Below are 16821 nucleotides of genomic sequence, written 5' to 3' on the forward strand. Positions count from 1 at the left end.
GGTTATATTTATTTTTAACCGGATAGCAGTATTTAAAAATTTACCTGGTATCAAATGAAAACTTTAATTATTATCTTTAAGGTTTGAACTTTATTAGTTGTTGAATTGAATTAATTACCTTGTTATGAAAAAGATTTACTTGTTACTTACGCTGATTGTTGTATTTGCGATTCAGATTAATGCTAAAAATTTAAAAGGAAAGATTATTACAGGAAGTGATACATCCACTGTAATGTTTAAAATTCCAAAAGGATTCCTGTCCACTCAAATTAGTTACGAGAAACTACAGAAAAAAGTGAAGTATTTTGATGTTGATGGCACAAAAAAAATACTGAGACCTGAAAATGCTGAGGAATTTAGATTTATGTATAAAGGTAAAGAAATCAGGTTTTTATCAAGGAGAAATAACCTTTATTTGGGTGGTGCTTTCTCGATTCGTCCAAGATTATTTTTAAAGCTGGAAGTTGACGGTAAACTGAAACTGTTTAAATATTATGGATCCCAAAACAGTTCTGGATCATTTGGTGCTTCCTCAGGAGGTATGTACGGAGGTGTATCCATGAACACTGTTGATAATATCTTGCAAAAAGGTGATGGCGATTTGATGCAACCTAACTTTTACAGGTATAAAAAAGAATTGAAGGAGTTTTTAAATGATTGTCCTGAATTGTGTGAGAAAATTGATAATAAAGAACTTAAAAAAAGAGATTTAGAGGAAATTGTAAGATTTTACAATGAAAATTGCAAATAGGAAGTCTGATTATTCTATCATAGAATTCAAGGGCGTAATATGGGGTCTGTCTTAATCTCTTTTAACATGATAGTTGACATTAATTCATAGATCTTGTTGTAAGTAGTTTGTATAAAAATTGTCTTGTTAGTAAACGAAATTTATTCACACTGAAAGAAAGTTTAACAAAAATCTTGATTCTTGTGTCTTGTGTCTAATTCGTAAATCTTCTGATCACATTATCAATATAGGTTCTTGAAACCGGAATACGAATCAGAGGCTCTGTGTCCAGTTCCAGAAAAACACCTTCCTTTTCACGTTTTATAGTGTTAATCAGTTTCATATTAATCAGGTAGGAGCGGTGGCACCTGATGAAAATATCTGCCGGCAGTTCTGTTTCAAGTTTTTTTAATGTATTGCGCAGAAGGTAACTAGTTGGTTTGTTGTGTTCATTGTAATAGACTTTTACATAATTGTCAGCAGATTCAATGTAAAGTAAATCACTTTGTTTTACAGATAATCTGAGTGTTTCGCGTTCATCCATAAAAGAGATAAGGTTGCCCGGGTCCATATTAAAACTGCCACTTTCCAGTTGCTCCAGTTTATGTTTTTTATCGTGCCAGGAAAAATAGAGCCATAGTACAGAATAAGGGAGCAGAAGGACCAGGGCTGTATTTTGTATGGAAAGTTTCAACATATCCATAAAAAAACGGTCGTCATTCAGGATAAGGCTTTCAAACAAAGTGTAAAAAAGAGCCATACAGAAGACTTCAACTGCAACCCAGGCCAGGTAACTCCAAAGTTTTACCGGATGTCTTTTAGCATAGTGATACATGATAATCCGGCTTACGACCACAACCAGTACGCCGGTAAGAATAACAAGACTTGAATAGGCTAGAAGGCCCCATTTACCAATCTTAAACCAGTACTCCACGCCAAAAGGAGCATAAATATTGATAAATACCAGGGCAAATAGAGCGGTGAAAAGGATCAGCTTAACAATATTTTGTTTCAGGACTAAATAACGTGGTATGGGTTGATTTAAATCTGCCATGCTTGTAAATTGATATACAAAAATAGAGAATCCCTGCCGATTATCAATTTTTCTTTATTTTCAGCCTGAAAATTTCACCCCAATATTTCAATTTTCACCCCTGAATATGGCATTCTGCCCCTGCTTTAAGCCAGCTGTAACATTTACTTTCTGATGCCGGAAATCTTATTTTGCTTTGCACAAAAACCAGGAAGTGGACTACAACGAAATGCAACATATGATGCGTTCTGCCCGGATGAGCAATGCAGCGGCAAAGCCCTTCTCCGGATCTTCTCTTTCCATTACAGAACGCGACTTTATATCTGCCCGTCGGGAACTATTCAGTATCGACCAATCTGACAGTTTTTATAACATTTCTGACGGGCAGATCCCTGAAAATGATCATTTTACCTATCCGGTTTTTAAACATAGTGATCGATCCGGTGGTGTTATCGTATTACTGCATGGATTGAATGAACGCGACTGGGATAAGTATCTTTCCTGGGCTTTTGTCCTGGCAGAAAAAACAGGAAAGGATGTAATCCTGTTTCCGATCAGTTTTCATATGGGGCGATCGCCAAAAGAGTGGATCAACCCCAGAAGCCTCATGGAAAAGCTGGAATCCAGAAAGCAGAAGTTCAGTGATGTGAAAATGGCTTCTTTTGCAAACCTGGCATTAAGTGAACGTCTAACCACACATCCTGAGCGGTTTATGTTATCCGGATATCAGAGTGCCATGGACATCATGAAGCTGATAACCGATATAAAATCAGGCAATGATCCATTATTTCATCCTGAAACAAGTATCGATTTCTTTAGTTACAGTATTGGAGCTTTCCTGTCCCAGATTTTATTTCTGACCAATCCGAATGGTATATTCGATGCATCAAAACTGTTTATGTTTTGTGGTGGTTCTGTGTTTAACCGGATGGATGGCGTTTCAAAATATATTATGGACAGTGTGGCATTCGACCGGGTTATAAATTATTACGGAGAAGCCATAGATGAAAACAGAAGTGAAAATAAAACTGTCCGGCAGATTTTAAAGGATACGCAACTGGGTGAAAGCTTTTATAGTATGACCAGTCTGGACAGACTGAACCGGATAAAGAAAGATGTGTTTTCCAGGATAAAGGATCAGATTCAGGTGTTAGGATTGTTAAAGGACAAAGTTATTCCAGCAGATTCAATTAAAAGGACATTGAAGGGATGCAGAGTTTCGTTTCTGAATCCTGATTATCATTATTCGCATGAAAATCCTTTTCCGGTGGTGAATAATGAATTCTCCGGGAGAATAAATAAAACCTTTCATATAATAATGGATCAGGCAGCAGGATTCCTGTCATAAGAAGATTTGATGTCCGGGTATTATAGTATTTAAATCCGTTTAAACGTACCGCCTTGTTTTTTAGACACAAGATTCAAGAACCAATGTGTAAGACTTACTTTGAAATCAGACGTTAATTACTTATTATTTAGGTTGACCTATATCAGGAAAGTTCATTTATAATTCTTCAGTAATTACGGATGGCACTCACTTTGTTGATCTACCTGGAGTTATTAATCTTTGACCCTTATAATCAATTATTTTTAAATCGTGCGTAAGCCGCTGTGAAGGGTGAAGTCCCGACATAAAATGTCGGGATTGATGCGTCCAAAAGTATCAACTGGATGAATCCTAAGCTTGCGAAAGGAGAGGGTTACTGAGTTTATCGAAGTAGGGTGTTAAAAACCCTCATATGATCTTACAACCTTTCAAACTGATCCGGTTTAAATTAATCCCCCGTTTTCTGCATAAAATCAGGAAATCCGCTTCTTGTCCAGCGAATAGGTCTTGCACGCATGGCACGGTTCGGGTCAGATAGTTCATGTCCCTGTATTTCCTTATAATCACGTGCGTGGTAGATCATGACATCGGTCTTTCCGTCTTCGGCAACAGTAAAACAGTTATGTCCGGGACCGTAGCGTTTCAGATCCTCATTGGTAAAAAACACAGGTCCTGGTGACTTATGCCAATTGGATTCTACCAAAAGGTCATCATTTTCATCAATCCATAAAAGACCCATGCAGTAATTATCGTTGGTAGCACTGGCAGAATAGCTGACAAAAATTTTTCCGTTTCTTTTAATCACTGCTGGTCCTTCGTTTACATGGTATTTTACTCTTTCCCAGTCAAACTCCGGTTCGGTAATCACAACTTCAGGACCGGTCAGGGTTGTAGGATTTTTCATTTCTGAAATCAGTAAGCCGGTGTTGTCACCACGCCTCACACTTTGTGCCCATATCAGATAGTTTTTACCTTTATGCTCAAATGTTGTGGCATCCAGTGAAAATGATTCCCTTTCAGTTTTAATCCGGCCTTCTTCCTTCCATTCGCCTGTTGTTGGATCATCTGAAGCATTTGATAACACCCACATTCGTATGTTCCAGATGTTTTCAGCTTCGCCTGCAGCAAAGTAGATATACCATTTCCCATCGATCCGGTGCAGTTCGGGTGCCCAGATATGATGCCCCATTACTCCGGTTTCATGTTTGTGCCAAATCTCTTTTTCTTCGGCAGTTTTAAGTCCGTTTATGGTGCTTGCTTTACGAATGATGATCCGGTCATACTCCGGTACGGTGGCAGTCATAAAATAGGTGCCGTCGTCGGACTTAATGACCCATGGATCTGCCCTTTGTTCAGCAATAGGATTATCATATTTTACACCTTGTGAAAACGTGTGAATTGAAAACAGCACGAACAGGATCAGTGTGCCGGAATACTTAAGGTTATTCATAATTAATCTTTATCTGTTGTTAATATTGTGAGCCAAAATACAAAACTTAAGCCAAATATTATAACACAGAACAGTACTTTAAGCACTTTGAATGATGATCGGTTAAAGCGTGATATTAATTCACATATTTTAAGGCTTGATAAATTTGTTGTAAGTACAAGATATTTAGTTGTTTATGCGTATTTCTGGTGTTGGGTAGATGGTTGCAGTGCATTTCTTCTCTTAGCGCTGCACAACTGCTTTTCTTCACCAAAGTTTTTTACTATATTCGCACTCAATTTTTTTAGAACCGATAAAAGGAGTAGTTACTGACGTATGAGCAGGAAATTTGCTGAATATAAGGGACTTAATTTGTCAGAGGTTAACAGGGAAGTCCTGAAAGAGTGGGATGAAAAAGATATTTTTCATAAAAGTATGTCAACCCGGGAAGGCAGGCCTACCTTTGTTTTTTATGAAGGGCCGCCGTCTGCTAATGGTATGCCGGGCATTCACCACGTTATTTCACGGACCATTAAAGATATATTCTGTCGTTATAAAACACAGCAGGGATTTCTGGTAAAACGTAAGGCTGGTTGGGATACACACGGTCTTCCGGTGGAGTTGAGTGTGGAAAAAAGCCTTGGCATCACCAAAGAAGATATAGGTAAAACCATTACCGTTGAAGAATACAATAATACCTGTCGCAAAGAGGTGATGAAATACACCAACATGTGGGAGGATCTTACCCTTAAAATGGGGTATTGGGTCAATATGGATGATCCGTACATTACTTACGACAACCGTTACATTGAAACATTATGGTGGTTGCTGAAAGAGATGTATAAGAAAGGTCTGCTGTACAAGGGATATACCATTCAGCCCTATTCTCCGGCTGCCGGAACCGGTTTAAGCACACACGAGCTGAACCAGCCGGGATGTTACCGCGATGTGAAGGATACAACCTGTACAGCTCAGTTTAAGGTGACCCGGAATGAAGCATCCGACTTTCTCTTTAAAGATGTGGATGGCGATTTATTTTTCCTGGCATGGACGACTACACCCTGGACGCTTCCGTCGAATACAGCATTGGCTGTCGGACCCAAAATTGAATATGTTAAAGTAAAAACATATAATCCTTACAGCAGTGAACCGATTACGGTAATCCTGGCTAAAGATCTGGTAAAGGCTTATTTCTCACCGGAAGGTGCGGAACTTGATTTTAATGCGTACAAAGAAGGGGATAAGAAGATACCATATGTTATTCTGGATCATTACAAAGGAACAGAACTGACCGGCGTATCTTACGAACAACTTATTCCGTTTGTAAAGCCTGAAAAGGAAGCATTTAAAGTTATTCCGGGCGATTATGTAACCACCGAAGATGGTACAGGTATCGTACACATTGCGCCAACCTTTGGTGCGGATGACGACCGGGTGGCCAAACAGGCCGGTATTCCGCCCCTTATCCTGATAGACAAAGACGGTATGCGTCAGCCTATGGTGGATAAGACCGGTAAATTCTATAAACTGGAAGATCTGGATCCTGCGTTTGTGGATCAATATGTGGATAAAGCCTTCTATGGTGAATATGCCGGTCGGTTCGTGAAAAATGCATACGATGAATCCATTCCTGAAGATGCAGCATCGCTGGATGTGGATCTGGCTGTGATGCTGAAGCTGAATAATAAAGCTTTCAAGATTGAGAAACACGTGCATAATTATCCGCATTGCTGGCGAACCGATAAACCGGTATTGTATTATCCTCTGGATAGCTGGTTTATAAAAACAACGGCAGTTCGTGAGCGGATGATTGAACTGAATAAGACCATCAACTGGAAGCCGGAATCAACCGGGACAGGCCGTTTCGGAAAATGGCTTGAAAACCTGGTAGACTGGAACCTGTCACGTTCGCGTTACTGGGGAACTCCATTGCCGATCTGGCGGACGGAAGATGCTTCGGAAGAGCTGTGTATCGGCTCCGTGGAAGAATTGTACAATGAAATCGAAAAGTCTGTGAAGGCAGGTCTGATGCCGGCCAATCCATTCGCCGGTTTTGAAGTTGGCAATAACGCAAAAGACAATTACGAAAAAATAGATTTGCACCGGCACATTGTGGATGATATTGTACTGGTATCACCTGGCGGAAAGCCAATGCGTCGTGAGTCCGATCTTATCGATGTATGGTTCGATTCAGGTGCCATGCCTTATGCACAGCAGCACTATCCCTTTGAACACAAAGACGAATTCAGTCAGCTTTATCCGGCAGATTTTATTGCCGAAGGTGTGGATCAGACCCGCGGATGGTTTTTTACTCTGCATGCAATAGCTACCATGCTGTTCGATTCAGTGGCTTATAAAAATATCATATCCAATGGACTGGTACTTGACAAAAACGGCAATAAAATGTCGAAACGTCTGGGTAATGGTGTGGATCCGTTTGAAGTTCTCGAAGGACAGGGAGCCGATCCTTTGCGCTGGTATATGGTTACCAACGCACAGCCATGGGACAACCTGAAATTTGATTTAGACGGGGTGGAAGAGGTGAAGCGTAAGTTCTTCGGAACATTGTATAACACCTACTCATTCTTTTCTTTATATGCTAATGTTGATGGTTTTTCGCACCAGGAAGAACTGATTCCTGTAAACGAACGACCTGAAATTGACCGCTGGATCATTTCGCTTTTAAATTCATTGGTCAAAGAAGTTCGTGATCATTATGAAAATTATGAGCCAACCCGTGCCGGACGTGCTATTCAGGAGTTTGTGACTGAAAATCTGAGTAACTGGTATGTGCGTCTGAACCGTAAGCGGTATTGGGGCGGTGATTATGATACCGATAAAGTGGCAGCATATCAGACCCTATTTATGTGTCTGGATACAATAGCAAAAATCTCGGCACCAATAGCACCGTTCTTTATGGACCGCTTATTCCTGGATTTAAATAAGGTAACCGGAATTGACCGGTCGCAATCGGTTCATCTTACAATATTTCCTGATTATAATGAGGCATTGATTGACAAAGCACTGGAAGAACGTATGGCAATTGCACAGACTGTTTCGTCAATGGTTCTTGGTTTAAGGCGTAAAGTGAATATCAAAGTGCGTCAACCTTTGAACAAACTGATGCTTCCTGTATTAGACAGTTCATTTGTGGATCAGTTTGAAAAAATTAAGGATCTTGTACTTAATGAGGTGAATGTAAAGGAAGTTGAATATCTTCATGAAACTGCAGGAATACTGGTAAAAAAGATTAAACCGAATTTTAAAACACTTGGTCCGAAGTACGGAAAACAGATGAAGCAGATTTCTGCCGTTATTAATGCAATGAGCCAGGAAGACATTGCAGAGTTTGAAAAAAATGAGGGGAAACACATTGAAATTGACCGTCAGCCTGTTGAGCTATCCATGGATGATGTTGAAATCCTGAGTGAGGATATACCGGGATGGTTGGTTGCAACAGAAGGAAAATATACCGTTGCTCTTGACGTTACAGTTACAGATGAGCTGAAGCAGGAAGGTATAGCCAGGGAATTTGTGAACCGCATACAGAATATCCGGAAAGAATCCGGTCTTGAGGTGACAGATAAGATCAACCTTTTTATTGGAAGTCATATGGAAATAGATTCAGCGGTTATGGCTCATAAACAATATATTGCCTCCCAGACACTGGCTACCAGTATAGAATTGGTTCCTGTTGAAACCCTTGAAGATGCGCGGGAAGTAGAGATAGATAAAGGAGTGGAGACAGTGATTAAAATTGTGAAACAACTTTGATATTAACAAAATAAATTATACTTTGGTGAAAATTTAATCTTATGGCTGAAAAAACTAGATACTCGGACGAGGAACTTGCTGAATTTAAGCAAATTATCCTTGAAAAACTGGAGAAAGCTAAAAGAGATTATGATCTTTTAAAGGCCAACATTACTCACAGTGATGATAATGATACCCAGGATACTTCTCCAACGTTTAAAGTGCTGGAAGAAGGTGCTGCTGTTTTAAGTAAGGAAGAGTCAGGAAGACTTGCACAGCGCCAGTTGAAATTCATTCAGCATCTTGAAGGTGCATTGGTTAGAATAGAAAATAAAACATATGGAATTTGCCGTGTAACAGGCAAGCTCATACCGAAAGAAAGATTACGTGCTGTTCCGCATGCTACGCTGTCTATCGAAGCCAAACAGGGACAGTAAATACACAATGAAATAGTATTAATTGATTTTTGGAGGGTCATTATGACCCTTCATTTTTGTTAAAAAAGAAACAATGTCAAAAAAAGGGTGGATTTCACTTTCTCTTATTCTGCTTATCCTTATTTTCGATCAGATTATTAAAATCGTCGTTAAAACACAACCGCTGTCCTGGATTCATACTTTACCATTTATTGATTATACCGAAAATAACGGTATGGCTTTTGGAATTGAACTTCCGGGAAAAGGAGGGAAGTATTTTCTTACAATCTTCCGTTTAATTGCCAGTGTGGTGATTGCTGTTTTTCTGGTCAAAATGATAAGAAAAGATGTGAAAACCGGCGTTATTGTTGGTTTTTCCATGATTCTTGCCGGTGCACTGGGAAATATCATTGACAGTGTTTTTTACGGGGTTATTTTTGATTATGCCCCAATACTTCACGGCAGGGTTGTGGATATGTTTCACTTTAATCTGTTTCATTTCTTCTGGCCTAAATGGATTCCTTTTATCGGTGGTAAGTATTTTGAATTTTTTGCACCGATTTTCAATGTGGCGGACTCATCCATTACGATTGGAATTGGATATATGTTAATTTTTCAAAGGCGTTTCTTTAAGGAAAATAAACTTTAATGATCCGTGTATTTCTGCACATACTGCTGCTTTTAATTTTAATTCCGGGATGTAAAAGAAATACATATATCATTCCGCAGGACAAACTTGTGGAGCTTCTTGCCGATATACACTATGCCGAAGGTATTACCAATACCAGTTTAAGACAATTTGCTACCAGTGGTGAACGGAATAAAGCCATAGAGGTTGTTATAGAGGCCAGCGGTATAGAAAGGGCCAGGTTTGATTCAACCATGCACTACTATTCAAAGCATACCCGTCAGTATGAAATTCTTTACGACAAGGTGATACAGGAACTGATGATGCGGGAATCCATGGTTAAGGCAGGACAGTACAATAAAAGTTACCTGTATAAGACCATGAATGTTCTTAAAGAGTTTCCGGAAGATACGATATTAAGAGATTCCTTACTGAAAGAGTTCTGGTGGGGTGATCGCGAGATTACCGTTAGCGAGGTGACAAACTGGAAGGGTGACTATGATAGAGTATATGCCGACTCTGTGCCACACAAGGGGTTCTTGCTTAAAGCTGATATAAGATTATTCCAGAACGATTCTTCACTCAATCCCAGAACCGTTTTTCAGGTGGAATACCTCACCGATTCTGTAATGGGAGATTCCATATTATCGGATACCTGCTTCTTATATAAGGATTCAGTCGTCTCCTGTAATTTATACCTGAATTTATCAGATTCTCTGCCACCTCAAAAGCTAAACATCATGTTTTTGGATCAGGATTCGACAATTGTCCGTAAAAGCGCTATTATAAAGAATATCCGTCTGTACGAGTTAACAGATCCCGATGATCCTGCTAAACAGCTTCCTGATAAATTTTTACCCTAAAGGTTATGGATCTGGAACATCGCATCGTTTCACATATAATATTTACAGGAAAAGAACTTATTAAAAACGGTATAATCACTTACATGCCGGATAAAATCATCAGGGATGTAAAACAGACTGAGCTTAAGCATGCTGAAAGTGCAAGAACTCAGTTCTACAGCGGAATAATAGTGCCTGAAATATACAACAAGCCTTTTGATGCCGTTAAGCTGACGGATATTCTTCATCAGAATGTGGATCCAAACGAATTTGATGTGCTTGATGCATCCGGTTTAGGATATACCAAACTTTTACAGGTAGTACAACAACTTCAGGTAAATTATAATCTTTTTGGTAAGGACTTTCTTAACTTCTGGAACAAGATCTCTGTGAATGCTGCCCTGCGAAACAGTGAGGATTATGCCATTAATCCCGGAAACCGAATCAGAATTGTGAATCTTCGTGGTCTTGATCCTGAAACTTATGCTATATCTGCACATTCCAAAATTGTTCCGATAGAACGAAACCTGCTGCTGTAAAGCTCACTGTTTAAAGACTGCTTATTCCGCGGAGGAAGTTACCTGTTCGGATAATTTTCTCTTTATTCTTAAGTCTTGATTCTTACATCTTATGTCTTAAAAATAAAAATCGGTTGTCCGGATAATTATGGATATCCGCTACTATATACATGCTATCCGGACAACCGTCTGAATTACATTTGTTCCAATGTGTTTTTAATGACCGTAACTGCTTCGTCAATCTGATCTTTGGTTATTATCAGCGGTGGAGCAAAACGTATGATGTGCTCATGTGTTGGTTTGGCAATCAGTCCGTTTTCTTTCAGAGCCAGACAAACGTCCCAGGCTGTTTTACCGTTTGTTGGTTTGATTACGATAGCATTAAGCAAACCTTTTCCTCTTACCAGTTCAATCATCGGAGAATCAATCTTTTTCAGTTCTGCTCTGAAATATGCACCGAGTTTATCTGCATTTTCTGCCAGCTTTTCGTTCTGAATAACTTCGAGCGCGGCGATTGCAACTTTTGCAGCAACCGGGTTACCGCCATAGGTTGAACCATGTTCCCCGGGTTTGATGGTCAGCATGATGTCGTCATCAGCCAGTACACACGATACCGGATAAGTACCACCGGACAGTGCTTTGCCCAGGATAAGAATATCCGGCCTTACACCTTCATGATCGCAGGCAAGCATCTTGCCGGTACGGGCAAGACCTGTCTGAACTTCGTCGGCAATAAAGAGTACATTATTGGCTTTGCAAAGCTCGTAAGCGGTTTTAAGATAGCCTTCATCAGGAACATACACACCTGCTTCACCCTGAATAGGTTCAACCAGAAAGCCAGCTACATTAGGTTGTGATAATGCTTCTTTAAGTGCGTTAATATCATTGTATTTAACTACCTTGAATCCTGGTGTATAAGGTCCGAATCCTTTATAGGAATCAGGATCGGTAGACATGGAAATTATGGTGATCGTCCGGCCATGAAAATTACCTTCACAAACAACGATTACAGCTTCATTTTCCGGAATATTCTTTACATTGTACGCCCATTTCCTGCATAGCTTTAAGGCCGTTTCATCGGCTTCCGCTCCCGAATTCATAGGAAGTACCTTGTCATAACCAAACAGTTTTGTAACATATTCTTCAAACTCACCCAGTACATTATTATAAAATGCCCTGGAAGTTAAGGCCAGTTTTTTTGACTGTTCAATCAGTGCATTTACGATTTTAGGATGACAGTGGCCCTGGTTCACTGCGGAATAAGCAGACAGAAAATCAAAATACCGTTTGCCTTCCACATCCCAGACGTAGACGCCTTCGCCTCTCTCCAACACCACCGGTAGCGGGTGGTAGTTATGTGCGCCATAAGTATCTTCGCGATCGATATAAAACTTTGTATTCATAGTATCTTATTTTCCGGTCAAATTATCATTTTGTACACACAATCTGCATGACAATAATCATACTCTTCTCAGTGTGAAATATCCCTTTTTACATTTGCCCGGAGACGCTTAATGGAAGGGAAGAAAAGAACTTTGCATACTAGTTATACAATTTGTACCTTTGTAGTCTTTGAAAAACGTTTTGTGATATCGGACAGGCTGAGAGACAAAATACTGTGAAGATCATGCTGCTGCATTCGCTGGCAGGTGGATACCATGAATTTATTTTCTAGTGTAAATCTGGTTTGTAGATACAAATCTGCGATCCGGTATGCATTCCATTGACCCAATTTTCAACGGATCAATTCACTTTTAATTTAATATATACATTATGCAAAATTCTACTGGTAGAACTTATTTTTTAATTTTTTTAATTGTATTTACGGCGTTCAGTTCAGCAAGAGCGCAGGAAGAAAAAGAAAACTATGTCAAGTTTGGAGGAGCCTTGCGGTTTAACATTTTCAGTAAAAGCTGGGTGTCAAATCAGACACAACCAGAAGCAACTATTGATACCTGGAGATTAAACGTAAAGGCCAGAACAGCAGGCGTGGATCTGAATTTTGAATACCGCTTTTATCCAACCTTCGGAACCCATTTTCTTAAGCAGGGATGGCTGGGTTACGGTTTTTCTGATGATGTGTACATGCAGCTGGGTGTCACCCAGGTCCCGTTTGGTATTACAACCTATGCGTCTCACTCCTGGTGGTTTCAGGCACCATATTATGTAGGTCTTGAAGATGATTATGATATGGGTGTGAAATTTGATATTTCCGGTATTGAAAATCTGGATCTCACCGTTGGCTATTTTCGCCAGTCAGAACCGGAAGGGCCGGTTTATGGTGGTGATGTAACATTTGGTAACTCAGGAGCCGGAAGATATTCATATGATTTTGTGCCTTCCGAAGGATCATCAAACCGTGAACTGGATCAGTTTAACCTGAGGGCTGCATATCATCTTACCGATGGGCTTGAAATAGGCGTCTCAGGTCAGACAGGCGGTATATACAACAGTGTTTTGAATAAACGCAAAATGTCTACTGCATTTGCAGCTCATGTTGTAGCCAATGCAGGTGGTTTCAATTTTAAGGGCGAATACATTAACTATAACTATAACGCTTTTGCTGATGATGGTTCAGAGCTGGAAACAATTACCATGGGTGCATATGGCTTTCCGTATCAGGTGGCGACCAAAGCCAGTATGTATGTTGCAGGCCTGGCATATTCAATCCCGGTTGAATTTGGTCCAATAAGCAATATTCAGGCGTACGTGGATTATACCTTCGTGGATAAGGCAAATGAAAATTTTACTGATGCACATCACCTGATACCTGGTTTTCTGGTTACAGCCGGAAATATTTATACCTATGTGGATTTTGCCCTTGGAAAAAACCAACCATGGCTGACCTCAAACTTCGGAACCGGATTTGGTGAGGGCCAGACCTACAGCGACGACCCTGCATCAAAATACTATAGCAGTGATCCGGCGATACAGGGAACACCTGTACCAATGGATAAGCTTGATTGGGAACTTCGTTTCAACATTAATATTGGATATTATTTTTAATCTGTTAAAATGATAAAAGTAAAAATAGAAGATCTTTCACTGATTTTCGGTAAACGTAAAAAAGAAGCCTTGGCTTTGCTGAAAAAGGGCGCTTCGAAACCGGAAATCCTTGAAAAAACAGGCTGTACAATGGCCGTAAAAAATGCTAATCTTGAAATCAAGGAAGCAGAGGTATTTGTGATCATGGGCTTATCGGGGAGTGGTAAATCAACACTACTACGTTGCATAAACCGCCTTATTAATCCTACAGCAGGAAATATCTGGGTAAACGATGATAACATCACACGCTTTACAGATAAGGAACTGCTTGATATTCGCAGGAAGGAATTTGCCATGGTGTTTCAACATTTTGGTTTACTGCCGCATCGTACAGTGTTAAGTAATGTGGCTTTCGGACTTGAATTACAGGGAGTAGATAAGCAGGAACGCAATAACAAAGCTTTGGAGACGATTAAACTTGTTGGCCTTGAAGGTTATGAAGACATGAAGGTCAGTGAATTATCGGGTGGTATGCAACAGCGCGTAGGCCTTGCAAGAGGCCTTGCCAATGATCCGGAGGTTCTTTTAATGGATGAGGCGTTTTCTGCACTGGATCCCCTGATCAGAGCTCAGATGCAGGATGAGCTGCTTATTCTGCAGGAGAAAATGAAAAAGACCATCATTTTCATTACACACGACCTTGATGAAGCAATTAAACTGGGAGACCGGATTGCCATTATGAAGGATGGAGAAATTGTTCAGGTAGGTACATCTGAAGAGATTCTGACTGATCCGGCAAACGACTATGTGCGTGATTTCGTTGAAAATGTGGATCGCGGTAAAATTATCACGGCAGGATCTGTTATGTTCCGTAAACCAACGGTTGCCAGTCTACGCAGGGATGGTCCTGAGGTTGTTATTAAAAAGATGCGTGACAAAGGCCTGGAATCTATTCCGGTGGTCAGAACAAACAGAACATTTGTTGGTGTTGTGACCATAAAGGATGCACTCAAATGTAAAAAAGAGGGTTTAAAAACGATTGAATCGGTTGTGAATGCGGATGTGCCATCAGTATATGAGGATGCAACAGTAGAGGATATGCTGCCTCTGGTTACAGAGTCGGTCCACTCCATTCCTGTGGTGGATACAGAGAATCATCTGCTTGGTGTGGTGACCCACACTTCAATTCTGGTTGAAGTAACCGGTAAGGATAAAAAGGAAATAGAGGAAATCATTCAAAACGCAATTGACTTATGATTCATATAGGAGACTACATAGAAAAAGTAATTAACTGGATGACGGAAAACTTCTCGGGACTTTTTGACGGTATTAATTCCGGAATGTCCTCCATCATCAGCGGTATAGAGTCGTTTTGGTTATGGGTGCCTTTCTGGGTGACCATCATCCTGTTTGCAGGATATGCATTCTGGAAAGTGAATAAGGGAACAGGCGCTTTAACATTGCTGGGCTTTCTTCTTATTTACTATATGGGATTCTGGGATGAGACGATGGAGACATTCTCTCTGGTGCTGGCATCTGCCATTGTTGCATTGGTTATAGGGATTCCCCTGGGAATATGGAGTGCAAAAAGTAATACCGCAAACAGTATTATACGGCCGATTCTGGACTTTATGCAGACCATGCCGGCATTTGTATATCTAATACCCGCTGTATTGTTTTTTGGCCTGGGAACCGTACCCGGAGCATTTGCAACCATCATATTTGCAATGCCTCCGGTTGTAAGACTGACCTCGCTCGGTATAAAACAGGTTCCGGGTGACATCGTGGAAGCAACAAGGGCTTTTGGAGCCACATCGGGACAGCTGATGTTTAAGGTTCAGTTGCCATTGGCAATGCCAACCATACTGGCAGGTGTTAATCAAACGATAATGATGGCCCTGTCAATGGTTGTAATTGCCAGTATGATCGGAGCCAAAGGTCTTGGTGAGATTGTATTACAGGGAATCAGCCAGCTAAGAATAGGTCTTGGATTTGAAAGTGGTCTTGCCGTGGTGCTCCTGGCCATCATCCTGGATAGAATTACACAAAATTTTGGAAAACAGAAATAAATTGAAAATTATGAAAACGTTTAAGATTATCAGTGTTTTTGTAGCATCTTTGATGCTCTTTTCGTGCGGAAACAAGAAGAAGGATTCCGCCAGCGAATCAAAAGGAAAAGTTAAAATTGCCATGGTAAACTGGATTGAATGTATCGCAGATACCCACCTGGCAGAAGCTGTACTCGAGGAGAAAGGGTATGACGTTGAAGTGATAACAGCTGATGTAGCACCTGTGTTTGCCGCTGTTGCAAAAGGGGATGCTGACCTTTTTATGGAGGTTTGGCTGCCTTCAACCCATAAACCTTATATGGAGAAATTCGGTGATAAACTGGAAAAAGTCGGTACCATATATGAAGAAGGTAAAGTTGGATTGGTTGTGCCAACATATGTTACCATAAACTCGATTGACGAGTTAAATGCCAACAAAGGAAAATTCGACGGTAAAATTATCGGTATTAATCCCGGAGCTGGTATCATGAAAACAACGGAGAAAGCAATTAATGATTATAACCTTGATTTTGAACTTGTCGCTTCATCAGAAGCAGGTATGCTGGCATCATTGAAAAAGGCATACGATAAAAAGGAATGGATTGCCGTTACAGGTTGGAAACCTCACACAAAATTTGCTAAGTGGGATCTTAAATTTCTGGATGATCCTAAAGGTGTTTACGGACAGGCAGAGACCATTTCTATTTATGCAACAAAGGGATGGTCTGCGAAGCATCCTGAGTTGGCTACTTTTTTCAGTAACTTCAAAATGAACGATGCAAATCTGGGTACATTAATGGTTGCCATGGAAGAAAATCCAGGCAAAGAGGTAGAAGCTGCCAAAGCCTGGTATCACGACCACAAAGAACTAGTGGATGGTTGGTTCAAGGCTAATTAAGAGCATTTGATATTTTCCATATTAGGCATTTGCGGATATACCTGTTTTTTGAAATATATGTAGACAGCTGTGTATTGGTAAATGCCTTTTTATCTCTAAAAAACTGAGATATGGGGTGGAAAAAGTAAATTTTTATTTTTAATATTTGCACTTGTAAAATAACTTACAGGTAAATTGGTGTAATAATCACAAAAACAACATCTTAAATTTAAAA

General features: G+C 40.1%; 14 protein-coding genes. 11 read left to right on the forward strand and 3 right to left on the reverse strand.

Features of this window, described 5'->3' with window-relative positions:
* Positions 1–124: 124 nt before the first annotated feature.
* On the forward strand, positions 125–751 hold the full coding sequence (locus tag ACE1EF_RS00790) for a hypothetical protein (protein ID WP_375718692.1): 627 nt from the start codon (positions 125–127) through the stop codon (positions 749–751).
* Positions 752–944: 193 nt separating this feature from the next.
* Here the strand turns inward: ACE1EF_RS00790 and ACE1EF_RS00795 are convergent, their stop codons facing one another.
* Positions 945–1784: a LytR/AlgR family response regulator transcription factor gene (locus ACE1EF_RS00795; protein WP_375718693.1), complete on the reverse strand. Its 840-nt coding sequence runs from the start codon at positions 1782–1784 to the stop codon at positions 945–947.
* A 193-nt stretch (positions 1785–1977) separates the two neighbouring features.
* Between ACE1EF_RS00795 and ACE1EF_RS00800 the strand changes: the two genes are divergently transcribed.
* Positions 1978–3111: a DUF6051 family protein gene (locus ACE1EF_RS00800; RefSeq protein WP_375718694.1), complete on the forward strand. Its 1134-nt coding sequence runs from the start codon at positions 1978–1980 to the stop codon at positions 3109–3111.
* Between the two features lie 427 nt (positions 3112–3538).
* Here the strand turns inward: ACE1EF_RS00800 and ACE1EF_RS00805 are convergent, their stop codons facing one another.
* Positions 3539–4540 carry a glycoside hydrolase family 43 protein gene (locus ACE1EF_RS00805; RefSeq protein WP_375718695.1) on the reverse strand — a complete coding sequence of 334 codons (1002 nt, stop codon included), beginning with the start codon at positions 4538–4540 and terminating at the stop codon, positions 3539–3541.
* A 315-nt stretch (positions 4541–4855) separates the two neighbouring features.
* Here ACE1EF_RS00805 and ileS point away from each other — a divergent pair, with 315 nt between their 5' ends.
* From ileS to ACE1EF_RS00830, 5 genes are all read left to right on the forward strand, one after another.
* A complete protein-coding gene (gene ileS, locus ACE1EF_RS00810) occupies positions 4856–8293 on the forward strand; it encodes an isoleucine--tRNA ligase (protein ID WP_375718696.1) in 3438 nt (1145 codons plus the stop codon).
* A gap of 41 nt (positions 8294–8334) precedes the next feature.
* On the forward strand, positions 8335–8709 hold the full coding sequence (locus tag ACE1EF_RS00815; protein ID WP_375718697.1) for a TraR/DksA family transcriptional regulator: 375 nt from the start codon (positions 8335–8337) through the stop codon (positions 8707–8709).
* A gap of 73 nt (positions 8710–8782) precedes the next feature.
* Positions 8783–9337: a signal peptidase II gene (locus ACE1EF_RS00820; RefSeq protein WP_375718698.1), complete on the forward strand. Its 555-nt coding sequence runs from the start codon at positions 8783–8785 to the stop codon at positions 9335–9337.
* A complete protein-coding gene (locus ACE1EF_RS00825; RefSeq protein ID WP_375718699.1) occupies positions 9337–10179 on the forward strand; it encodes a DUF4296 domain-containing protein in 843 nt (280 codons plus the stop codon). Before ACE1EF_RS00820 ends, ACE1EF_RS00825 begins: the two co-directional genes overlap by 1 nt.
* A 5-nt stretch (positions 10180–10184) precedes the next feature.
* On the forward strand, positions 10185–10697 hold the full coding sequence (locus ACE1EF_RS00830) for a hypothetical protein (protein ID WP_375718700.1): 513 nt from the start codon (positions 10185–10187) through the stop codon (positions 10695–10697).
* Positions 10698–10870: 173 nt separating this feature from the next.
* Here ACE1EF_RS00830 and rocD read toward each other — a convergent pair whose 3' ends face one another.
* On the reverse strand, positions 10871–12079 hold the full coding sequence (gene rocD / locus ACE1EF_RS00835; protein ID WP_375718701.1) for an ornithine--oxo-acid transaminase: 1209 nt from the start codon (positions 12077–12079) through the stop codon (positions 10871–10873).
* A 370-nt stretch (positions 12080–12449) separates the two neighbouring features.
* On the opposite strand from rocD, the gene ACE1EF_RS00840 reads away from it, so the two are divergent.
* Genes ACE1EF_RS00840 through ACE1EF_RS00855 form a run of 4 tightly spaced genes read left to right on the forward strand, consistent with a single transcriptional unit; the run spans position 12450 to position 16607 of the window.
* Complete coding sequence (locus ACE1EF_RS00840; protein ID WP_375718702.1) at positions 12450–13682, forward strand: hypothetical protein; 1233 nt, start codon at positions 12450–12452, stop codon at positions 13680–13682.
* Positions 13683–13691: 9 nt separating this feature from the next.
* Positions 13692–14918 (forward strand): quaternary amine ABC transporter ATP-binding protein, encoded by a 1227-nt coding sequence (locus tag ACE1EF_RS00845; protein ID WP_375718703.1) that lies wholly within the window; start codon positions 13692–13694, stop codon positions 14916–14918.
* On the forward strand, positions 14915–15730 hold the full coding sequence (locus ACE1EF_RS00850) for an ABC transporter permease (RefSeq protein ID WP_375718704.1): 816 nt from the start codon (positions 14915–14917) through the stop codon (positions 15728–15730). Before ACE1EF_RS00845 ends, ACE1EF_RS00850 begins: the two co-directional genes overlap by 4 nt.
* Positions 15731–15740: 10 nt before the next feature.
* Positions 15741–16607 (forward strand): glycine betaine ABC transporter substrate-binding protein, encoded by an 867-nt coding sequence (locus ACE1EF_RS00855; protein ID WP_375718705.1) that lies wholly within the window; start codon positions 15741–15743, stop codon positions 16605–16607.
* Positions 16608–16821 lie beyond the last annotated feature (214 nt).

This window comes from Quyinboa sediminis, from assembly GCF_042219855.1.
GTDB lineage: Bacteria > Bacteroidota > Bacteroidia > Bacteroidales > UBA5342 > JBHJHP01.